Origin of the sequence: Niastella sp. OAS944 (genome assembly GCA_024809215.1) — a bacterium.
Taxonomy (GTDB): domain Bacteria; phylum Bacteroidota; class Bacteroidia; order Chitinophagales; family Chitinophagaceae; genus Niastella.
Genome location: JANUBW010000006.1, coordinates 296,385 through 319,071 on the forward strand (window position 1 = coordinate 296,385; position 22,687 = coordinate 319,071).

14 protein-coding genes are annotated in these 22,687 nt (G+C 44.3%); 9 read left to right on the forward strand and 5 right to left on the reverse strand.

Annotated features, from left to right (window positions below):
• The first annotated feature begins 16 nt into the window (after nt 1-16).
• From GGD38_RS23845 to GGD38_RS23870, 6 genes are all read left to right on the forward strand, one after another.
• Complete coding sequence (locus GGD38_RS23845; RefSeq protein ID WP_375301636.1) at nt 17-1,234, forward strand: FecR domain-containing protein; 1,218 nt, start codon at nt 17-19, stop codon at nt 1,232-1,234.
• A gap of 225 nt (nt 1,235-1,459) precedes the next feature.
• Nucleotides 1,460-5,014: a SusC/RagA family TonB-linked outer membrane protein gene (locus GGD38_RS23850; RefSeq protein WP_375301635.1), complete on the forward strand. Its 3,555-nt coding sequence runs from the start codon at nt 1,460-1,462 to the stop codon at nt 5,012-5,014.
• A gap of 29 nt (nt 5,015-5,043) precedes the next feature.
• Nucleotides 5,044-6,456 (forward strand): RagB/SusD family nutrient uptake outer membrane protein, encoded by a 1,413-nt coding sequence (locus GGD38_RS23855; RefSeq protein WP_375301634.1) that lies wholly within the window; start codon nt 5,044-5,046, stop codon nt 6,454-6,456.
• Between the two features lie 11 nt (nt 6,457-6,467).
• On the forward strand, nt 6,468-7,652 hold the full coding sequence (locus GGD38_RS23860) for a thioredoxin-like domain-containing protein (protein ID WP_375301633.1): 1,185 nt from the start codon (nt 6,468-6,470) through the stop codon (nt 7,650-7,652).
• A gap of 81 nt (nt 7,653-7,733) precedes the next feature.
• Nucleotides 7,734-9,503 carry an ABC transporter ATP-binding protein gene (locus tag GGD38_RS23865; protein ID WP_375301632.1) on the forward strand — a complete coding sequence of 590 codons (1,770 nt, stop codon included), beginning with the start codon at nt 7,734-7,736 and terminating at the stop codon, nt 9,501-9,503.
• 43 nt (nt 9,504-9,546) lie between these two features.
• Complete coding sequence (locus GGD38_RS23870) at nt 9,547-10,791, forward strand: NAD(P)/FAD-dependent oxidoreductase (protein ID WP_375301631.1); 1,245 nt, start codon at nt 9,547-9,549, stop codon at nt 10,789-10,791.
• Between the two features lie 14 nt (nt 10,792-10,805).
• Here GGD38_RS23870 and GGD38_RS23875 read toward each other — a convergent pair whose 3' ends face one another.
• The 5 genes from GGD38_RS23875 to GGD38_RS23895 form a co-directional block, all read right to left on the reverse strand.
• Nucleotides 10,806-11,099 carry a hypothetical protein gene (locus GGD38_RS23875; RefSeq protein ID WP_375301630.1) on the reverse strand — a complete coding sequence of 98 codons (294 nt, stop codon included), beginning with the start codon at nt 11,097-11,099 and terminating at the stop codon, nt 10,806-10,808.
• An 18-nt stretch (nt 11,100-11,117) separates the two neighbouring features.
• The gene (locus GGD38_RS23880; protein ID WP_375301629.1) at nt 11,118-12,044 is read right to left on the reverse strand and encodes an ABC transporter permease; all 927 of its coding nucleotides are present in this window, start codon (nt 12,042-12,044) and stop codon (nt 11,118-11,120) included.
• A 40-nt stretch (nt 12,045-12,084) separates the two neighbouring features.
• Nucleotides 12,085-13,098, reverse strand: coding sequence for an ABC transporter ATP-binding protein (locus GGD38_RS23885; RefSeq protein ID WP_375301628.1), 1,014 nt, complete (start codon nt 13,096-13,098; stop codon nt 12,085-12,087).
• A gap of 12 nt (nt 13,099-13,110) precedes the next feature.
• Nucleotides 13,111-13,977 (reverse strand): NEW3 domain-containing protein, encoded by an 867-nt coding sequence (locus GGD38_RS23890; protein ID WP_375301627.1) that lies wholly within the window; start codon nt 13,975-13,977, stop codon nt 13,111-13,113.
• A gap of 124 nt (nt 13,978-14,101) precedes the next feature.
• Entirely contained in the window at nt 14,102-14,986 is an 885-nt protein-coding gene (locus GGD38_RS23895; protein WP_375301626.1) for a helix-turn-helix domain-containing protein, read from the reverse strand.
• A 123-nt stretch (nt 14,987-15,109) separates the two neighbouring features.
• Between GGD38_RS23895 and GGD38_RS23900 the strand changes: the two genes are divergently transcribed.
• The 3 genes from GGD38_RS23900 (at nt 15,110) to GGD38_RS23910 (ending at nt 22,628) form a co-directional block, all read left to right on the forward strand.
• Entirely contained in the window at nt 15,110-16,129 is a 1,020-nt protein-coding gene (locus GGD38_RS23900; RefSeq protein ID WP_375301625.1) for an aldo/keto reductase, read from the forward strand.
• A 104-nt stretch (nt 16,130-16,233) separates the two neighbouring features.
• Nucleotides 16,234-18,129, forward strand: a complete 1,896-nt coding sequence (locus tag GGD38_RS23905) for an RICIN domain-containing protein (RefSeq protein ID WP_375301624.1) — start codon at nt 16,234-16,236, stop codon at nt 18,127-18,129.
• A 359-nt stretch (nt 18,130-18,488) separates the two neighbouring features.
• The gene (locus GGD38_RS23910) at nt 18,489-22,628 is read left to right on the forward strand and encodes a two-component regulator propeller domain-containing protein (RefSeq protein WP_375303891.1); all 4,140 of its coding nucleotides are present in this window, start codon (nt 18,489-18,491) and stop codon (nt 22,626-22,628) included.
• Nucleotides 22,629-22,687: the final 59 nt, after the last annotated feature.

Consider the following 22,687-nt stretch of genomic DNA (forward strand, 5'->3'; position numbering starts at 1 on the left):
GGTATAACCTGCTGCTATGAGCACACAAAACAACCGGTTACAATACCTGGTTCAGCAATACCTGAATGACAAAAGTACAGCCGAAGAGCTGGAGGAGTTTTGGCAACAGGTGAGCCAGCTGAAGGATGAAACCGTGATACAAGCTGAATTGGACGCGTATTGGGCGCATTCTGCCGCTGGTAATAAAGTGCCCGCTGTGGGGTGGGAGCAGGTTTTGCAACAGGTGTATAGCAAGGCAGAGCCTTATATGCAGCAACCGGTGGCTATTCCACTTTGGCGTAAGCCTTTGTTTCGTTGGGCCGCGGCTGCAGTGGTTATATTATCGTTGGGTGTTGCCAGCTGGTGGCTGTTAAATAATAATAAAACGGTCAGTACACCCGGTGACGTTGCTACCACTACAATACAGGATGTGCCTGCGCCGCATAATAACCGGGCTACCATTACACTAAATAATGGACAAACGGTGTATCTCGATAGTGCCGGTAATGGCGCATTGGCCAGTGAGGGTAGTGTGCAGGTAGTAAAGCTGGCCGACGGGCAAATTGCTTATAAAGGTGCAGCCGCTGAGCTGATTTATAATACGCTTACAAACCCAAGAGGAAGCAGGGTGATAGATATGACGCTTTCAGACGGAAGCCGTATCTGGCTCAATGCCGGTTCTTCCATTACTTATCCGGTAGCGTTTGTAGGCAATGATAGAAAGGTGGAAGTAAAAGGAGAAGTATATTTTGAAGTGGCGCACGATGCTGCAAAGCCTTTTAAAGTACAACATGGACCAATGAATGTTGAAGTATTGGGCACGCACTTCAATGTAAATGTTTATGAAGATGAGCCTGATATAAAGGTTACATTATTGGAAGGAAGTGTAAAAGTCGTGAATCGGTCCCGGCCAGGCACGGGAGCAATCGGTAATAATACCGTTGTCCTCACGCCTGGTAAGCAAGCTGTATTTATTGCCGATTCACGATTTACGATTGCCGACGCAGACGTAGAACAAGTAATGGCCTGGAAGAATGGATTATTCAGCTTTACCGGCGCCGACCTGGCAACAGTGATGCGGCAACTTTCACGCTGGTACAATGTTGATGTAAAATATGAAGGACAAATACCTGCCCGTAAATTCAGTGGTGAAATAACCCACGACCTTACCTTATCACAACTTATGAATGGATTGCAATCATTGGGCATCAAATTCAATATACAAGGCCGCACAATGATAGTACAACAAAAATGAATGATTAACTGAGAATGCCTGATTGCATTGCCTGAACGAAAGTTCAATGTGTTCCCCAAAAAAAAGCCGAAAGTGTCGTAACCACCTCCGGCTGGCGTTTGGATCATTAAGCACATTGTGGAAGACTGCTTATTACATAACCCAAAACAAAGCAAATCTATGCAAATTGCTGCGCTATTCCGTCATAGCGAGAGACGGAAGCCGTTTACCAAAACTATGTTCGTTATGAAGTTCACGGCAATCATTTTATTGGCTACCTGTTTACAGGTTTCGGCAAAAGTGTTCTCTCAGCCGGTCACATTTTCCGGTAAGAACGTTCCATTAAAGAACGTATTCAATGTTGTGAAAGAACAAACCGGTTATGTTTTTTTCTTTGATGAAGCATTGTTAAAAGGCACCCGGCCTGTTACTATTTCTGCGCAACAAATGCCGCTGGAAAGCTTTCTCAAAGAAGTACTAAGATCACAACCCCTTAAGTATTCCATTCAGGGTAAAACCATCTTCTTGTCAGAAGCTCCTGCAACTATGCAAATTGACCAGCGGGCTACTGTAAAAGTATCTGGTTTTGTGTTCTCGCCCGACAGGGCGCCATTACCCGGCGCATCGGTTAATGTTAAAGGTACTGCCATTGGCACCTCTACGGGTGATGACGGTTCGTTTGTATTGGATAATATAAATGATAATTCTGTACTGCAGATAACGTCGGTAGGTTTTCAGGTTAAAGATATATCCCTTACCCGCTTAAAGGGTGGTAATGAAATTCAGGATGTAAAACGCCTGTTTGTTGATGGCGCCTCTATGCATTTTGAAGTGTTGCTGGCCCGGTCGGCAGATTCCCTGGATGCCATTGTTGTAAATAGTTATTCAACCGGTTATCAAACGTTGAGCAAGGAACGCGCTACAGGATCTTTTGCTACGGTTACTGCCGGCTCATTTAAACAACAGCGCCTGAGCACCCTAAGTTCATTGCTCGAAGGCCGTGTAGCTGGTTATAATAATGGCCTTATTCGCGGAACCACTTCAATGACCGGCGTTACAAGCCCCCTGTATGTAGTTGATGGTTTTCCGGTGGAGAATTCTTCATTATCCAGCAATTCTATAACTGAGAATCTGCCCGGTTTAAACCTCGAAGATATTGAGAAGATCACGGTGTTGAAGGATGCTGCTGCCGCTTCTATTTACGGCGCCCGCGCTGCCAATGGAGTGGTGGTCATCGTTACTAAGAAAGCAAAAAAAGGCAAACCGCAGATCAATGCTTCAAGTACTTTTACTTTTCAACCTTACAACTATTACTCCAACCGGTTAGCCAATTCGGCAGATATGGTAGATATTGAAAAGGAGTGGGCCGCCAATAATCCCAACCTTCAAACCGCCAATACCACCACCTATGCCAACTCCATGCTTGCGAACAATATTTATTACAGCCAGGGAGTAAAAGCATATCTCAATTACTATGCAGGTAAAATATCCCAGACCGATCTGGATACAAAGCTCGATCAGCTTTCGCAAAACGGTTATAAATTTTACGATGATCTGGAAAAATATGCTAAACGCAATACCTTTTTGCAACAGTATAATGTAAGCGTGGCCAATGCAAGCGACAAAAACGCATTTTATACATCCATTACTTATCGCCATAATGCGCTTGAGGATAAATATTCGGCCAATAAAAACCTGGGGGTGAACCTGCGCAATACTGCGCATTTGACCAGCTGGCTCGATTTTGAAGTGAGCTCATACCTGCAGTATACCGATAAGGAGGAGCAGAATTATACCGTGTTAAACCCGGGTTACAATTTTTTGCCCTACGATCAGCTTAAAAATGATGATGGGTCTAATTATACCTCAACTGCAGCATCTCGCCTGAGCGCTAATACCATTAATATCATGAACCAGTACAAGTTGTACAGCATGGATATTACGCCGCTCGATGAAATTGGTATGAACCTGGGTAAAACCAAAGGCTTTATGAGCCGCAGTTATGCCAAGCTTGATGTGAAGTTTGCAAAATGGTTGAATTACCAGATGTCGTTCCAGTATGAGAACAACAGCGATCGTTTTAGCAGGCTATACGATAAGAACAGTTCCTATGTACGCAGCCGCGTAAATAGTTTTGCGCAATATACTGCTGCTACTAACTTTCAGTATTTATTGCCTTACGGAAATATTTACAACAGGCAAACACAGCTGAATAACGCTTACAACTTTCGCCAGCAGTTGAATTTCGATAAAACCTTTGGCGGGCGTCATAATATCACAGCCATAGCCGGTTCCGAAATAAAGAACGCAAAGCTGGAATACAATAGTCAAACGCAATACAACTACGATCCCAATGTACTTTCCTCTAACCTCGTAAATGCTGCACAGCTTGCCAGCGCTACCGGGTTGGTATTGGGCGGCGGTTCATTTACCAACGCAGATATAAGCGCCGATAATGAAGTGATCAACCGCTTTGTTTCATTCTATGGCAACGTAGGTTACTCGTACGATGAAAAATATGTGTTTACCGGTAGCCTTCGCTGGGACCGAAGTAACCTGTGGGGTACCGATTCAAAATACCAGAACAAACCATTATGGTCGTTAGGCGCCGGCTGGAATATTTATAAAGAAGATTTCTTTACCCCTGGTTTTGTTTCGTACCTGAAGCTGCGTAGTTCTTATGGTCTTGGTGGTAATATTGCAAAGGACGCGGCGCCTTATATGACTGCGCGTTATAGCACTAATGCATTGCTTGGTGGCACACAGGGTTCTATCAGCTCGCGGCCTAACCCCTTGTTGTCGTGGGAGCGCACATTTACCGGTAACGTAGGCATTGACTTTGCCATGTACAATAACCGCATCACCGGTTCAATAGATTATTATAATAAACGTGGTAAAGATCTGTTGGCCAGTACGCAGGGCGTGCCAACAGAAGGATGGGGTTATTCTACCTATTACATCAATAATGGTGAAATGACCAACAACGGTATCGAAACTTCAATTAGTGTTGATGTCATTCGCTCAAAAAATCTTAAGTGGAATGTTACCGGTTTGGTTGCACTTAACAAAAACAAGGTGACCTATGTAAATGTAGAGGCGCCGGTGTATTATCTGCAGCTCGATTACCCCAATGCATATCCCCGGGTAGGTGATCCGTTCAACGCTATTTACAGCTTTAAGTGGGCTGGCTTAAGCGATAAGGGATTGCCTCAGGTGTATAACGAAAAAGGCGACAAGGTAATGACCTCGCCTTCATCACTTCAGGCTGTGATCTACAGCGGTTCTAAAATACCTAAATACAGCGGCTCTTTCAGCAGTTCGCTCGATTATAAGAATTTCACGTTTGCCTTTTTGCTAACCTACGAAGGCGGCAATAAAATGAGAAATACTGAACTCCCTGTACTGGGTAGTCAGTACAGCGGTCTTGTAAATGGTTATGTAACTGCGTTCCTGCCCGTGAATAAACGGATAACCGAACGCTGGCGCAAACCGGGTGATGAAGCTACTACCAATGTGCCTAAAGCTGCATTTGCCGAATCAGCTGGTTTTAGCACAGCCCTGGCAACTATCTATAACTATGCAGATATCAATGTGCTGAATGCCGGTTACATTCGAATGCGTAATATTTCACTGGCCTATAACCTGCCTTCTCATTTAACAAGGAGAGCGTTCGTTGAAAGCGCCCGTTTGCAGTTCAATGTAGAGAATGCCTTTACCATTGCGGCCGACAAAAATGCCAAGTACCTGCTTGGCGGTTATAACAGGCCAAATTTTGTAGGGGGATTGTACCTCGGTTTTTAATCTGTAAACATTTTTAAAAAAGAACGGCTATGAAGTCTAAAATAACTTTCACTATAAATATTGTGCTGTTGCTGCTGGTAACAAGCCTGGGGTCTTGTAAAAAATATCTCGATGTGCTTCCGAAAGGTAAAAAAATACCAACCACCCTGGCCGACTTTGAAGCCCTGGTAAGGGATGAGTATACAAACCACAGGGCCCCGGTAACGCAGGCGGTATTGTTGTTGAACGACCGTTGGGAGAGCCAGACAACCTTAAATGGAAATCCACTATGGAAGGTCAACTATTACTGGGATGCAAATGCCAACAGGATCGATTTGAACACTACCGATGAAAGCGTTTATTATACTGCCTATGCAGCTATATCAACGTTCAACCTCATCTTACAATATGCACCGGCGGCAACAGATGCTTCCGATGCAGATAAAAATCAGCTGATGGCACAGGCTAAGCTGGGCCGCGCTATGCATTACTTCATTTTGGCGAATTATTATGCCGATACATATGAAGCGTCAAATGCAAGTTCCAAACTAAGTGTACCCCTGATAGAAAGCGCCGAAGTGAATGCGCCGCATAAACAGGTAACCATTCAGGAAATGTACGATTTCATCATTAGCACAGTAACGGAAGCAATTCCTAACCTGCCCGATAAAGGCGCTACCGTTGTACATGGCACAAAAGGAGCGGCTTATGCTTTCTTAGCGCGGGTATACCTGCAAATGAACAATTATGATCAGGCGCTTTCTTATGCCAACCAGGCGCTTGCCGTGAACGATAAACTGTTCGATTATGTAGCCTTTTATAATTCATACAAAGCCCAGATCGATCTGGCCGACAATTACCCCAGCTTGCCCAACCCCCGGGGTTATAATTATGTAGAGAATTATATCATGATGCATGGTGAATATGTTTATAGCAGAAGGGAATGGCCCTTGCGCGCTGACAGGGCCGCCCGTTTTGAAACCGGCGATGCCAGTTTGTTATCGCGCTGGAAATCACGATTGGTGGGTTCAGAAACATACTTTTATGCCATTACTACCGGTTATTTCAACGAAGGAGGTATTACTACCACTGAGGTATATATGATAAAAGCAGAATGCCTGGCCCGTAAAAATGACCTTGCCGGAGCTATGGATGCTTTGAATACGGTACGGGCTAAACGTATTCTGCCTGCTAACTATGTTGCATTAACGGCTGGCTCTACAAAAGATGCAATAGACTATATCCGCCGCACAAAAGAAAATGAGACACTGTTTAACATTGTTTCTTTTGCCGATGTGCGCCGGTTTAACAAAGACCCGCTTTACGCAAAAACATTTACAAAAACAGAGAACGGCGCTACTGTAAGCCTGAAACCCGATTCACATCTGTGGACGATGCCAATTCCGCTGGGCGCCGTTAAGAACTCAGGAAACGGTACTATTCAACAGAACGTAAACCAATAAAACACTAATCGATGAGGCAAACCTTAATTAAAAAAGCAGCCTGTGCCATGGCTGCACTGGTGGTTGCTGGAACTTTATATTCGTTTCAACCGGCTGCAACAAAGTATACATTGACCGGCGAATTCAAAGAACTGGCCGATGGCACTAAAATAGAACTGGTGCCCGGTGGCGCCCATAAACGCGAAAAGCCGGTTGCAGAAACCGTGGTGAAGAATGGCAAATTCGTATTCACAGGCAGTGTGGCCAGTCCGCGCATTTTTTATGTAAAAATAGCCGGGGAAGATTACAGCATGTTTCGCGTAATGGTAGAGAACGCAGCTATTGAGGTGACCGGCAAAGTGGTAGAAAAAGAAATGAGTGGCTCAACATCGCATCAGTTTAACGACCTGAAGGTGACCGGCAGCAAAGCGCACGAAGAGTTTTTGAAAAAGACTTCGCTGCGCGACCGGATGGGCGTATTGTATGAGGCTTACCATACTAATAATAAAGAGGTGCTTGACCAGCTGAAGGCAGCAGGTGATAAAAAAGATACTGTTCTGCGTAAACAGCTGTTAGAGTCTGAGGCATACAAGAAATTTGCAAATGATGAAAAGCAGTTCTTTACAACGGTAGAAGATTCTATAAAAGGGTTGATCCTTGCAAACAAAGACAGCTGGTGGGGACCCTTCCTGATGCTTGATCAGTTGAGCTATTTTACACCAAAAGAAAAAGCGCTGTATGAGCAGTTCTCCAAAGAAGCCAAAGAAAGTTATTATGGTAAAATAGTGCAGGCCGACCTGTATCCGCCAAGTTATGTTGGTAAAAATGCGCCATCACTGGCATTTGTAAATGCTGAGCAGAAGCCGGTTTCTTTTGCATCTATGGCCAAAGGAAAAAAATATGTTGTCATCGATTTCTGGGCTTCCTGGTGCAACCCATGCCGCAAAGCCATACCTGCGTTAAAAGCATTTTATAGCGAGGCTGGCAATAAAGGCCTTGGCGTAGAGATCATCAGCGTGTCGATTGACAAAAAAGAAGCCGATTGGGTAAAAGCTGATGTGGCCGAAGCATTACCCTGGTATAGTTTTCTCGATCGAAAAGGGCTTGCAGATGCCTATAATGTAAAAGCGATCCCCGCTATGTTTTTATTGGATGGGAATGGGAAAGTAGTAGCCGAAAACGTTACGCTGGATCAGATCAAAGAAAAGATCAAATAACATTATATTAAATTGATGTTTAGGCGGGTTGTCCTTTAAGGGCAGCCCGCCTTTTTTGTTTTTCTTACCTTTGCGTCAATTATGCCCAATCCATATATCTCATTACTACGCACCGCATGGCATTATGCCCGCCATGAACGAAAGAAATACGTTCTTGTTTATTCCCTGTTCTTTGTTGCCAATGTGATCTATTCGCTGAATCCCATCTTGTTTGGATGGTTTGTAGGAAAGATACAGCAGGATACTAAACAGGTTTTCTATTACGCCATGCTATATGCGGTTACTTATTTTAGCCTGAAGTTTGTTGAATGGTGTTTTCACGGGCCCTCGCGTATTATGGAGCGGGACCTGGCTTTTAATCTTAGCCGTAATTTTCTGATGGAAAGGTATCACCAGGCCCTGCATTTACCGGTTAAGTGGCACCAGGACCATCACAGCGGTTCCACCATCAATCGAATCAGAAAGGCCTATGAAGCGCTGAAAGAGTTTTTCGATAAAGGCTTTATGTATATTCATGCCCTGGGCAAAATGGTGTTCTCCGTGATCGCCATGTTGTATTTTTCTCCGCTCTTTGGCAGCATCGGCATCCTGCTTGGTATATTCACCATTTGGATCATAATGCGATTCGATAAACCGTTCATTAAAGCAATGGATGAACAGAATGAGCGCGAGCATGTGGTTTCCTCCACACTGTTCGATAGTCTATCCAATATTATGACCGTGATAACCCTGCGGTTGGAAAAAAGCATGGAAAGCGGATTGCTCAGTAAGATCCAGTTGATAGTGCCGTCTTTTAAAAAACGCGTATCCATCAATGAATGGAAATGGTTTGTGGCCGATATGATGGTGACGCTTATATACGTAGTGATCACGGCAGGTTTTGTATGGCAGAACTGGGAAACAGGCAAGGTGTTTCCTGTAGCCGGCCTGGTTACCTTACTCGGATTTGTAAACCAGTTCACCACCGTGTTCCATGATGTAGCCTGGCAATACACCGAAATTATACAATACAACACGCATGTTGAAACCGCCCGTAATATTGAAAAAGCATTTCATGAGCAACATCGTGCCGATGAATTGACCGACCTGCCCAATACCTGGCAAACCATAGAGCTAAAGAACCTGAACTTTTCGCACCGCGTTCAATACGATAGCGAACATGCGCCACAAAGCCTGCACAACCTTAATCTTACAATTGGTAAAGGAAAGCGCATAGCATTGATAGGAGAGAGTGGCAGCGGTAAAAGCACCCTGCTGTCTTTATTAAGAGGGTTATACGATCCGCAGGATGGTATGCAGCTGCTGGTTGATGGTAAACCGTATTCATTAGCCACCATCAATGAAACGGTAACCCTGTTTCCGCAGGAGCCGGAAATATTCGAGAATACCATTGCATATAATATAACACTTGGCTTACCCTTTACCGATGAAGAGATCATGGCTGTTAGTGAAAGTGCTCATTTTACCGACGTAATTCATCAACTACCTAACGGCCTTGGATCGGATATCAGGGAAAAAGGTGTTAACCTCTCGGGCGGACAAAAACAACGCCTGGCGCTGGCCCGTGGTATACTGGCTGCCCGCGAAAGCGAAGTGGTGTTGCTTGATGAGCCCACCAGCAGCGTAGATCCTAAAACGGAAGCCATGATCTATCAAAAGATGTTCACTGCTTTTAAAGACAAGGCGATCATTTCATCGATGCACCGACTGCATTTATTAAGTCAGTTCGACTATGTATATGTATTGAAACAGGGAAGAGTAGTGGCCGAAGGATCGTTTACTTACCTGCGTGAACATAATCCCATCTTTCAGGAGCTATGGCGGCACCAGGAGCATACATCCGTTAAATAAAAATCCCTATCTTCCCACTGGTCAAAACTGATTCAGCATATATATGATAGCCACAGACGTTTGCATTATTGGTGCCGGACCGGCAGGGGCCGCCGCTGCTTTACAGTTGCAGCAATTGAATATTCCCTGCGTGGTAGTTGACAAAGCTGTATTCCCCCGCGACAAGATCTGTGGCGATGGCCTGAGCGGTAAAGTACTTACTGCCTTAAATCGCATCGATAAAAGCATTGGCGATCGTCTTTGCCGGTTCCCCGCAAAAGAAGGGAGTTGGGGTGTTACCTTTTCTGCCCCCAGCCGCGATTCGCTCGATATTGCTTACCAGCCCGATTATAACAGCCATACAAAAAGCGGCATTCCCGCCGGTTTTGTTTGCAAACGAATAGACTTCGATAACTTCCTGGTTGAAGAAATGAAACGATGCGCCGGCATTCAGTTATTTCAGGGCCAGGCTGTAGATAAGTATAGCTTGCAGCATGACGGCTATCTGCTCTCCAGTGCCGACGGTTCTTTTTCAGTAAAAGCAAAACTGGTGATCGTTGCCAATGGCGCCCATTCTTCTTTTACCAAAGAAACAGCCAACATACATATGGAGCCGCAGCATTACTGCGCGGGCATCAGGGCTTACTACAAAGGCGTTACAGGATTAAGCCCCGATGGATTTATTGAATTACATTTTCTTCGCTCACTGCTGCCCGGTTATTTCTGGATCTTTCCCTTGCCCAATGGCGAAGCCAATGTAGGCATCAGCATATTAAGTTCAGTGGTACGTAAACGGAAAATGAACCTGAAGAAAATGCTGCAGGAGGTAATTGCGAACGACCTTGTAATGAAGAAGCGGTTTAAAAATGCAACCGTAGTAAGTGCTATTGAAGGGTTTGGTTTACCGCTTGGAAGCAAAAGACGTGTGCTTTCTGGTGACCGCTTTATGCTAACCGGCGACGCGGCTTATCTCATTGATCCTTTTACGGGCGAAGGTATTGGCAATGCCTTATATTCGGGCCGTATAGCTGCACAACAGTCCGCTGCCTGTTTAAAGGCAAATAATTTTTCTGCCGCTGTCATGAAAGCGTATGATGATGAGGTATACAGGATACTGGGTCCCGAACTACGCTTAAGCACCAGGCTGCAACGGCTGGCCAATAATACCTGGTTGTTTAATTTCTTAATGAAAACAGCTATGCGCAACAAACAATTACGCGAGTTAATGTCGTGTATGTTCTATGAAATAGATCTGCGAAAAAAGCTGGCGCAGCCTTCGTTTTATGTTAAGATGTTATTGAACAGGTAAGCATTCAACCAGCCCTACGGGGCGCCATTCAAATTGTGCTGGTTGAATACTTCTTTGGTAATTAAGCGAACGTTTTCTGTAAGCTCAGAAAGCGTACAACTAAGTATATTGATATTTACGGGTAGTTCGTTCACCGTCTCCATCAGTTCGAGGCATAACATATTTTGCCCATTCACTTCTTTATCACCTTTAAGCCGGGCAAAAAGCCGGTAAGCGGCTTCGCGGTCATTGCCAATTTCAAAACGGCCATAAGTTTCGGGCCCGGTTGGTGTGGCAATATGACAAATGATATAAAAGTTAGTTTGCATACTGATGTGCTTTTGTAATTACGACCTGATCTCTCTTCTCATGAACCAGTAATACGCCAGCGCAAAACAAACAGTGGTGGCTGCAATTAAACCGGTTAATTGTGGCCATACGATCATTATACTTTCCCTGAATGACAGTGGAGTGGGTATAGCGCCCGCCATTTGTTCCACCGTAAGCGCTCCCAGGCTGCGCACAGCCGGCATCAATAATACCGTGGTGGCGTCAGTGTATAACTGTCCCGGCGAAATTCTTAGCAGATCGAGGATCAGATTATTATAATAAAGAATGTCCTCTTGCAAAAGAAATGCCGGGTCGGGAAGAAAGGCTTTCACGATCATATTCACCACAATTTTGTAAAATATGGTGAAGAACAGCCAAATGCCAATGGCCGTAAGCGCCGATGTGGTAGCCTGTTTAAATTTCACTGAAAGCAGAATGGAAAGGCTCAGCCAGAAACCAACGTATAACACGGTAAGCAGCGTGAACGCAAGTATGCGCAGCAGTTCTACCCACTCAATCATTACACCGGTTATTAGTAAACCGCCGCCGATCATTAGCAACGCAAGCGAAAGGAATAGGGTGGTAATAACAATGAGCGGACTAATAAATTTTGCCAGCAGAAAATTGTCGCGGTAAATGGGTTGCGCCAGCAAACGGATTAATGTTCCATTTTGTTGCTCAGCGTTTACCGCATCGAACCCCAAGCCAATACCTAAAATGGCGCCTAAAAAGCTCATGAAGATGTGGAACGACGGCAGAGAACCATCGGTTGTTGTAAGTATTTTTAAATACAGCAGAAACCGTTCCGGTTCATTAACGCCTGCGCCGGGTTTTATATTGGCGAGCGACACATACATCGACGCTATGAACGTAAGTACTATCAATGCCAATAGTACTATAAACCGCCAGCTTCGCACCTGGTCGGCAATTTCTTTTCTTACCATTATGCCAAACGGAGAAGCTGGTCGTTCAACCGCAATCGGATTAATTTTGATTTTTCTTAAAAAAAGACCTTTGAAATATATTGCCGGATTTTCCATTGGTTTCTTTTTCAGTTACATTGATTTCAAAATAGCGTTGATAGATCTCTTCAAGTCCATACTCTTTCTGTTGAACATTAATAATATCAAAATCATGTGCAACAAAAAAGCGTACAAACGACGGCGTAAGGCCCGGTGTGCCAGTTATTTCAATGCCATTGTTTGTGAATTCAACCGAGCTAACTCCTTCTGTGTTCAGCAATTCCTGTCTGTGCGCATCGGTAAGTCGTGAATGATCGGCAAAGGAAAAATTAACCAGCTGCGATTCTCCCGATACCTGGTGCGAAAGCCGGGAAATATGATCATTGGCCAGCAATTTACCTTCTACAAAAATGCCCACCCGGTCGCAAACCTGTTGCACCTGGTTCAGGTGGTGCGATGATAATAATACCGTGATATTTTGTTGCCGGCTTAACTGCCTTATAAGTGCAAGGAATTCTTTCACGCCGCTGGGATCGATGCCATTGGTTGGTTCATCGAGAATAATTACTTCAGGTTGTTTTATAAGTACCTCGGCAAGGCCCAGCCGTTGTTTCATACCACGTGAGTAGGTGCCGGCCTTTTTATGCATCGCATTTTCCAACCCCACCATTTTCATCATTTCTACGGCCCGGTCGCGTACCTGTGTTTCCTGAAGGCCATTTAGCCTGGCAATATATATAAGGTTGTCGAGCGCATTCATGCCATCATAAAAACCCATATTGTCGGGCATGTAGCCAACCTTTCGTTTAACAGCAACGGGATTGCTGGTTGCGTTGACACCACAAACTGTAACGGAGCCGGCTGTAGGCTCAGTAAGCCCAAGCATCATTAAGATAGTAGTGGTTTTGCCGGCGCCATTTGGTCCAAGAAGGCCATAGATCTCTCCTTTCCCAATGGTGAGATTGAGATTGTTTACAGCCTTTAAAGAACCATACACTTTGGTCAACCCTATTAATTCAATGACAGGATTTTCCATACTGATAGTTTCTTATCTTCTACCGTATTTTCTAATTAATACATACACCATTCCAACTGCCAGCAGGATCACTGTTATACCCAGCCAGCCTGCCAGCCACGAGGTGGTTACAGTTAGCCTGTGCGTTGATTCGGCAGTAGCGTTGTTGTTCTTAACAGTGAATTTGGTAAGGTAGTCGCCGGCAATCGTTTTGTCGGGTACATTTAAATTGGCCACCACATTGATTGAGCTGCCGGGATCGAGCCGTTCAATTTTTGCCGGCTCAAATGATACATTCCAGTTGGTAGGTGTTTGTGCAGCAAGCTCAAGATTATCGAGTGGCAGGGAGCCCTCGTTCTTAAGCGATAAATAAATAGGCTTGCGGCTGCCTTCGGTAACTTCCTCGCTAAGCAATCCGTTTGGCGTAGTAAGCTCTATGGTGTAAGAACCTTTTACAACAGCCTCCAGGTTAAGTTCAAGCGAACTTCCATCAGATAAAGCTACAACTGGTATAGCGTATTTACCTGGTTTTACGGAAGGCGAAGGAGTAAGCTCAATTGAAACATCCTGTGATTTGTTTGAATCGAGTTTAAATGAAGTAACCTGCATGCCATCAACTCTGAATACGCTGTTCCAGCCGGCGGGCGTCCTGGCTTGTAATTCATAAATGGCCGAACGGTTTTGGCCGTTAAAAAGCGAAGCGGTGAAACGGAATGTTTCTTTGGCTGTGGCTTCCAGGTTCATAAGCCGTGCAGAAAAACTTGAGCTTCTGGCAGGACCTGAATTGCCGGGAGCAGCCTGGGTTAGTAAAGAAAGGGTTGAAAAAAACAGAACTACAAAAAAACGGGGGCTAAGTCCACGGGCTTCAATTCGCCGTGTTTGACGATGTAGCGCTAACATAAGATTAACAAACAGGTTTTAATTATTTATTAATAGAATAAAAGCGCCTTGAAAAAGGCAAGCTAAATTAATAAAGAGAAATAATTTCTTCCAAATGAAATTGAAAAAAAATTTTAAGAACAGATTAAACTGCATTGGCCAGCCGGTGCTGCTTGCGATAATTGTCGGGCGTAATACCTGTCATTTTTTTAAAGATGCGCGAAAAATGCGGCAGGCTGCTAAAGCCGGTTTGGGTGGCAATTTCTGCATACATCATATTGGTAGTGGCAATTAAATACTGCGCCCGCTCAATGCGCTTTGCATGAATATATTGCAGCGGTCTTTCTCCCGTAAATTGTAAAAATACCCTCGAAAAATAATCATGGTTCTGATTGGCGCGTTGTGCCAGCTGGGCAATGGTCAACGCCTCATTCAAATGCAATTGAATATAACTCATGGCATCCAGCACCTTTGAAGGAATGGCTTCCTCGCTCTTAGTGGAACTGCTGGCCGGCAAAAAGCGCGACAGTAATTGTAATAGGATGCCCTGTGTTTCCATATAGGCAGCATCGCTGGTGCGATTGTTCAACTCTTCATATTCGCGGTAATATTCATTCTTTTCATATACTTTGGGATTGTCTGACCGGTTGATGCCTCGGCCGGGATTTATTTGCAGCATTCGTTTGAAGTTTGCGGCATCTATATCGCCGGCCTGTACTTTCATTAATGTACGATGATGCTGGAAAAGCGAAAGGCCATCGGGCGACTCTTCAAAGAATTGAATAAAATACTGGCTCAAATGCGCGTTGCAATGCAAATTGCATAGGGTATAACTGGGAATAAGATACAAATGCCCGGGTTCCAGCTTAAGGTTGATCTGGCTGTTCGAAACGGATCCTTCACCTTCATCGATGTAATAAAGCCGATAATAAGGACTGATCACATTCTTGTAATTCCATTTAGAGGTGAGGTGCACATGATCGATGTGCAGCAGGGAAAATGAATGTTTTAACAATCTCCGGTTCATCATGATGGCAGCTTGAACTGCAAAGAAAAGGTCGGATTCGTATAAAACAAAGTCTTATTTTTTACAGGAAGAAAATACCTGGGCGGCCTACATTTGTTGATCAACGATTAAAATTAATAATATCTGATGAGCGAGATCAAATTGCCAAAAGTGGTGGTGGGCACCAGCGGGTTGGGAAACCTGTATGTGGCTTTACCGGAGGCCGATAAATGCGCTATTGTAGGTGAATGGATAAAGTATTCCGGCAAACCGGCCGTGTTCGACAGTGCCGGTAAATATGGCGCCGGCCAGTCGCTGGAGTCGTTGGGAAATTGTTTGCGCCAGCTACAGGTAAAACCAGCGGATGTATTGATCAGTAATAAACTGGGCTGGTACCGCATCCCCCTCACCGGCCCCGAACCAACATTTGAGCCTGGCGTGTGGAAGGATATTAAACATGATGCAGAACAGCGGATCAGCTATGAAGGAATTTTACAATGTTACGAACAGGGCAATGAATTGCTGAACGGTTATCATGCAGAACTGGTATCGGTACACGATCCGGATGAATACCTGGCCGCTGCAAAAGATAGTACAGACCGTGCTCAACGGTTTGAAAATGTAAAAGAAGCTTACCGTGCTTTGTTTGAATTAAAAGCTGCCGGTAAAGTAAAAGCAGTGGGCGTGGGCGCCAAAACCTGGACGGTCATAAAAGAGATCACCGACCAGGTGCGGCTCGACTGGGTTATGATAGCCAACAGTATGACCCTGCATTCGCACCCGGCCGACCTGTTGCAATACATGCAACAATTAAAGGATAAGGGTACACTTATTATTAACTCGGCCGTTTTTAACGGCGGCTTTTTAACCGGGGGTGATTTTTACAATTATAAACCGGTTACAGCAGGTAACCCAAAGGACGATGCCTTATTGCAATGGCGTAAAGACTTCTTTGCCCTTTGCGAAGCATATGGTGTTGAACCAGCTCATGCCTGTATTCAGTTTGGTATAAATGGTCCTGGTGTAACCAGTATTGCATTAAGCACCAGCCGGCCACAGAAAGTAAAAGGCAATGTTGATATGGCAACTACGCCCATGCCTGCCGGTTTTTGGGCTGAAGCAAAAAAACGCCTCCACCTCGATGGGCTGTTTGCCCCCCTTATTTGACAGATCACACCGCCATAGTTTCATAGTAAGGTAAATACATTTGATCAGGCCAGGTTTTTCCTGGCCTGATCTGCTATTACCATAACTATTAAATACTAACGATTATGAAAAAGAACATGGTTCTTAGCTGGCTTTTCTTTTCTCTTTCCCTGTTTGCCGGGTACAATGCAACGGCACAGGCATTTGTTCACCCCGGCTTATTACACACCGAAGCCGACTTTGCCCGCATGCGTGCTAAAGTAAATGCCAACGCCCAGCCCTGGAAGGGCAGCTGGGACCTGCTGGTGGCCAATAGTCATTCGCAGTTAGGATATGTAGCACGCCCCACCGATACGGTTATAAGAGGCGGTACCGGGCAAAACTACCCGCAGCTGTACAATGATATTGCAGCTGCGTATCAATGCGCACTGCGCTGGAAGATCTCGGGCGATGTGGCTTATGCCAATAAAAGCATCGATATCATGAACCAGTGGTCGGCCACGCTGCAACATGTAACCGGCAATGCCGATCGCTTTTTGGCGGCCGGTATTTATGGTTACCAGTTTGCCAATGCAGCGGAGATCATGCGTACTTACAGTGGTTGGGCCGCTGCTGATTTCACCCGCTTTAAGAATATGATGTTGAATGAATTTTATCCGCTATGTGAAGACTTTCTTACCAACCACAACACGGCCTGTATTACCAATTATTGGGCTAACTGGGACCAGTGTAATATGGCCGCCATACTGGCTATTGGTGTTTTGTGCGATCGCCGCGACCTGTACAATCGCGCTATCAATTATTTTAAAACAGGTGCAGGTAATGGCGCTATTACAAAAACAGTATGGTACCTGCATTCATCTACATTAGGCCAGTGGCAGGAGAGTGGCCGTGACCAGGGACACTGTACCCTGGGCATTGGGTTAATGGCTTCCTTTTGTGAAATGGCCTGGAACCAGGGCGACGATATGTACGGGTACGATAGCAATCGCTTTATGAAAGGAGCAGAATACGTAGCCCAATATAATACCGGCAATACAGTCCCATACACCACTTATACCTGGGGAACGGGTCAGAATTGTGCGCAAATGTCGCAAACAGTTATTTCTGACGCCAGCAGGGGGAATATTCGTCCGGTTTGGGAAATGGTATATAATCATTACGCCAATCGCATGGGATTATCGGTACCTGGTATAGCTGCATATGCAACATTGCATCGCCCCGAAGGCGGTGGCGGCAATTATGGCACTGCCAGCGGTGGTTACGATCAGCTGGGTTTTGGTACGCTTACTTTTACCCGCGATGCGTTTGTGCCCAATACCGTAAGCAATGGAACATACAAGATCTTTGCCCGCCACAGCGGCAAAGCGCTCGATGTATTGAACAACGGAACCGCCAACGGCAGCAATGTGCAACAATATGCCAACAATACCTGTGTATGTCAGAACTGGACGTTGGCGCACCAGGGCAATGGCATCTACAGCGTAACGGGTGTTGGCAGCGGCAAAATGTTGGAGGTAACCAGTAATTCAACAGCCGATGGCGCCAATGTACAAATATGGACAAGTAACAATGGCAACAACCAGCGATTTACTTTTCTGCCTGCCGGCGATGGGTATTTTCGCATCAATGCCGTGCATAGTGGTAAATGCGTTGATGTTAACGGCAGCTCAACAGCCGATGGCGCCAACGTACAACAATGGACTTATTTGGCCGGCGCCAACCAGCAATGGCGGCTTGTGCCCGTAACAACGGCAAGAATGGAAACCTCCGCTGCACCACAGGTGGATATAAGTAATATTGTAGTTATAACACCTAACCCTGCTAATGAAAAGCTGACTGTTTATTTTCGCGATAAAGCCACCATCAAAATGTTCAATGCAAAAGGGCAACAGGTATATTCGAATACTGCAAAGGGAAACCAGCAAACCATAGATATAAGCAAATTCTCAAAAGGCTCATATTTTATAAAAGTGAGCATGGGTAAAGAAAATGTTGTTAAGACAATAATTAAAGAATAAATCACAAATCTCAAGTTCCAGGATCCAAAGAAGAAATCACAAACTTTAAATCACAAGCACCAAATAAATCCCAAATCACAAACAAATTCCAAATCATAAACTATCTATTGTATTCATTTGGAGCTTGGAACTTGGATTTTGGATTTTTTTGATTCTTTATTTGGTGCCTGGGTTTTGGATTTTATTTGGATCTTGGAATTTGGTTCTTGGATTTTTTTTTAAAGTAATTGCCTGATTTTGAAAATGTTCACTTTGCTAAACTGTTAAGTAAACAAAAAACACGATTACACGAGCAGCAAGATTTGTACTTTTATATGGAAACCAAAATCTGAACTGAACGTTGCTGCTTTGTTTGCTGTATGAAAACAGGAATTGTAAGAACGATTGCTCTGTCGCTACTGCTTTTTAATCTGTTCAAACCCTCGTTTGCTGCGGATTATCCTATTACCTCCTGGCTGGGAATAGAACAGGGGCTCTCAAACAATTCGGTGCGTTGTATTTACCAGGATAAGAAAGGATTTTTATGGTTTGGCACTTACGATGGCCTCAACCGGTACGACGCTTATACCTTCAAAGTTTTTCGAAATAATTTCAACAACACTTCTTCATTACCCAATAACTTCATCAATGCCATTGATGAAGATAATAATGGCAATATATGGGTGGCCACCCGCCAGGGTGTGGCCGTTTATCACCCCCTCGCCAACAATTTTACACCAATATATTATAAGGCGGGCAACAATACGCCAGTTAAGTTAACATCGGTTATCCGCGATATTGAAAGAGATGGGAATGGCAATATGCTGATCGGCACTATTGATATGGGTGTGGTATTTTGTGCAGCAGGCGACAGCGTGGGTGTTCGCCTGGCGACCGACGCACAGGCTGCCGGTGAAAACCTGGAGATAGCATCAATAAAAAAGGGAGCAGATAAAACCGTATGGGTGTTTATCAGGGGCAAAGGATTGTATCGGTTTGATGACACGGTTAAACGGTTGCGCCTTGTAAATGCAACAACGACCAATGCCAGTTGCCTGGAGATCAAAGAGGATAACATCTGGGTGGGAAGCAGCAGGGGCATGTACCGCTATAACATAAAACAGAATATATACGACAAGTATTATAATGAACAGAATGGATTAAGCCAAAACGACGTAGTCAGTGTCACTGCCTCCGGGAATAACAAATTGTGGATTGCCACCAATGCCGGTATTACAGTAATGGATATAACAAAAGACCAGGAATTACAATACCTGCAAGCCGGCAGGCAACGAAATTCTTTGAACAGTAACACAATCACTTCTATTCTGGAAGACCGTGATGGCAGAATGTGGATCGGCAGTCTGCGCGGTGGTATCAATATCATTGATAACAAAAAACACTTATTCGGAAAAGTTGATGCAGATCCCCTGGCTGCCAATACGCTCATCAGTAATTTTGTGTATACTTTTTATGAAGAACCCGATGGCAAATTATGGATTGGCACAGATGGTAATGGGTTAAGCATTTGGGACCGTAAGGCCAATACATTCAGGAATTACCAGCATAACCCCGCCGATGCGAATTCTTTAAATAATGATTACATTACCCATATCACCGGCGATTATCAAAATAATATCTGGATTGCTACTTACAGGGGAGGCGGGGTGAGCCGGTATAACAGAGCGGCTGACAATTTTGAACATTTTAGATTTGTGCAAACATCGCCTTACCGCGAATTCGTGAATGGGCTCACCTATACTTTACTTGAAGATAAACGTAAAAGATTATGGAGCGGCACATTGCAATATGGACTTTTTTTATTGAACCGCCAGACAAATAGATTCGAATTGTTCGATGAGAAGCTGAAAGACCTGTTTTTGCTTAGCGAAGACAATAAGGGCCTCCTGTGGGGCGGCTCATTATCACAGTTGATAGCAATCGATACGATCAATAAACAACACCGTTTTTATAACATTGGCAATCCCGTACGATCGTTGTTGGAAGATAAGGCTGGCAATTTTTGGGTTGGCACCGAAGGTGGCGGTCTGTTGTTGTTCGATCGTAAAAGCGGCGCAATTGTTACCCGGTATACCACAGACGATGGCTTGTGCAGTAACTCTGTATTGAATATACTCGACGATAAACTTGGCAATTTATGGATCAGCACCTTTAATGGTATCTCTAAATTCAATATAAAAGACCGCGCGTTTACCAATTATTACCAGAACGACGGGTTGCAAAGCAACCAGTTCAATTATAATGCAGCCATTGCCTTACAAACGGGCGAATTGGTGTTTGGCGGCATAAAGGGATTTAATATTTTTTATCCCGCCAATATTGTTGAACAAAAACATACGCGGGCCATTTTGTTCACTGATATCAGGATCAATAACACACCCATTGAACAGGAGAATTCTGTTATTGAAAAAAGTACAGGCAATAGCATTGAGGTCATTAAAGTGCCTTTTGATAAGGCCATTCTTTCATTTGAATTTGCTTCCCTTGAATATTCGGCCCCCGATAAAATGCAATACGCTTATTTTCTCGAAGGGTGGGACAGGGGTTGGAACTATGCCAACAATGCACGCACGGCTGCATATACGCATCTTTCGGAGGGTTCTTATACTTTGCGGGTAAAAAGCACCAGCACGCCAGGGAAATGGGAGGGAAGTGAATTGCAATTAAAGATCATTGTGCTGCCACCATGGTACCGCAGTGTTTGGGCTTATATTTTATATGTTGTTGTTGCCGGTGCAATTGTATATATCTATAACCGGTACCGTATAAAACAAACACGTTTGCAATACGAAGTAAAGATCACCAACCTGAAGCTGGAAAAGGAAAAAGCCGACCGGGAGCGGGAACATGTTCAGCAGGAAGCCGACCGTATGTTGAATGAAAAGAAGATCACTTACTTCACCACTATTGCCCATGAATTCAGAACACCCCTGACATTGATCATCAATCCGCTTAAAGACCTGTTTAATAAGCGCGTAGAGGCACAGTCAAAACCCGATAGTGAATTAGGTATTGTTTACCGTAATGCCCGGCGAATGTTAAGTTTGGCCGATCAGCTGTTGTTGTTCCGCAAGGCGGAAAGCGGTATGGATACTATTAAGCCAACAAAACTGAATTTGCATCACCTGGCCTGGGATGTTTACCTGTGTTTTGTACAGCAGGCCCGGTTGCAAAATATCAGCTACACTTTTACCTGTGCAAACGAAACATTGGAAATTTATGCCGATCGCGAAAAACTGGAGATCATTATTTATAACCTGTTGTCGAATGCTTTTAAGTATACGCCCGTTAACGGGGCTATTGCATTTACTGTAATTGAACAGGAAGGAAATATTCTTATTACAATAGCCGATACCGGCGCTGGTATTCCCAATCAAACCGGCGATAAACTGTTTGAACAGTTTTACCAGGCTGAACGTACCATTACGGGATCAAAAGCTGGTTTTGGTATCGGGCTGTTCCTTGTAAAGCATTTTACCGATCAACATAAGGGTAAAATTACTTATAACAGCGAGGAAGGGAAGGGCGCTACTTTTTTTCTCTCCCTATTAAAAGGGGCCGATCATTTTGCGGGCATACCTATTACTGAAGTTAATGAATCGGGCCCTGTGTTTTTACAGGCATTGAAACACGATCCCGTTGTTGAAGAAGTAAAACCCGAAGAAGATAAGTTGCCCGTGGCGGATGTGGTTACCGACAAACAAACCATATTGCTGATCGATGACGATGAACAAATAAGGAATTACCTGGCTCAGCTGTTCAAAGATACTTACATTATACACCAGGCTGCCAGTGGGGTTGAAGGACTGAAGGCCGCTCAAACCTGGCTGCCCGATTGTATTATTTCCGATGTGCATATGCAGGAAATGAACGGCATTGAATTATGTAAACAAATAAAAGAAAACGAAAGCCTCAATCATATACCGGTAATATTATTGACCGCCAGCACCTCCGATGACATTAAATTGAAAGGAGTAGAAGGCGGTGCCGATGATTACATTACCAAACCTTTTGATAATAAATTGTTGCAGGCCCGAATTACCAGTTTGCTCAAAAGCCGCAACACGCTGCAGCGATATTTTTATAATGAGATCACGCTTAATAAGAACAACCAGCGGATATCGCAGGAGTATAAAGAGTTTCTGGAGAAATGTATAGCCATTGTAGAAAGCCATCTCGATGACGAGTCCTTTAGCGTAAAAACGCTGATGGCTGAAATGGGCATGAGCCATTCGAACCTGTTTCGCAAGGTGAAGTCGGTATCGGGCCAGTCGGTAAATATCTTTATCCGCTTTATTCGTTTACGTAAGGCGGCGGAAATGTTTATCAATACAAATTATAATGTGAATGAAACCGCCGTAATGGTAGGCATAAATGATATTAAATACTTTCGCGAACAGTTTAATAAGCTGTTTGGAATGAATCCCTCAGAATATATCAGGCGCTACAGGAAAGTTCATGGTAAAGGCTATACGGTTGACAGTAAATTAAAGGAGTAATTGACCAATTTACCCCCTTTTTTAGGCATTTACCCCCCACATAGGTGTTTGTTAGCACA

Excerpts from the sequence above, each read along its gene's own strand:
- GGD38_RS23895 (WP_375301626.1), bottom strand. The coding sequence starts at position 14,986 with ATGATGAACCGGAGATTGTTAAAACATTCATTTTCCCTGCTGCACATC.
- GGD38_RS23910 (WP_375303891.1), top strand. The coding sequence starts at position 18,489 with ATGAAAACAGGAATTGTAAGAACGATTGCTCTGTCGCTACTGCTTTTT.
- GGD38_RS23905 (WP_375301624.1), top strand. The coding sequence starts at position 16,234 with ATGAAAAAGAACATGGTTCTTAGCTGGCTTTTCTTTTCTCTTTCCCTG.
- GGD38_RS23870 (WP_375301631.1), top strand. The coding sequence starts at position 9,547 with ATGATAGCCACAGACGTTTGCATTATTGGTGCCGGACCGGCAGGGGCC.
- GGD38_RS23885 (WP_375301628.1), bottom strand. The coding sequence starts at position 13,098 with ATGGAAAATCCTGTCATTGAATTAATAGGGTTGACCAAAGTGTATGGT.
- GGD38_RS23855 (WP_375301634.1), top strand. The coding sequence starts at position 5,044 with ATGAAGTCTAAAATAACTTTCACTATAAATATTGTGCTGTTGCTGCTG.
- GGD38_RS23880 (WP_375301629.1), bottom strand. The coding sequence starts at position 12,044 with ATGGTAAGAAAAGAAATTGCCGACCAGGTGCGAAGCTGGCGGTTTATA.
- GGD38_RS23890 (WP_375301627.1), bottom strand. The coding sequence starts at position 13,977 with ATGTTAGCGCTACATCGTCAAACACGGCGAATTGAAGCCCGTGGACTT.
- GGD38_RS23860 (WP_375301633.1), top strand. The coding sequence starts at position 6,468 with ATGAGGCAAACCTTAATTAAAAAAGCAGCCTGTGCCATGGCTGCACTG.
- GGD38_RS23850 (WP_375301635.1), top strand. The coding sequence starts at position 1,460 with ATGAAGTTCACGGCAATCATTTTATTGGCTACCTGTTTACAGGTTTCG.
- GGD38_RS23900 (WP_375301625.1), top strand. The coding sequence starts at position 15,110 with ATGAGCGAGATCAAATTGCCAAAAGTGGTGGTGGGCACCAGCGGGTTG.
- GGD38_RS23845 (WP_375301636.1), top strand. The coding sequence starts at position 17 with ATGAGCACACAAAACAACCGGTTACAATACCTGGTTCAGCAATACCTG.
- GGD38_RS23875 (WP_375301630.1), bottom strand. The coding sequence starts at position 11,099 with ATGCAAACTAACTTTTATATCATTTGTCATATTGCCACACCAACCGGG.
- GGD38_RS23865 (WP_375301632.1), top strand. The coding sequence starts at position 7,734 with ATGCCCAATCCATATATCTCATTACTACGCACCGCATGGCATTATGCC.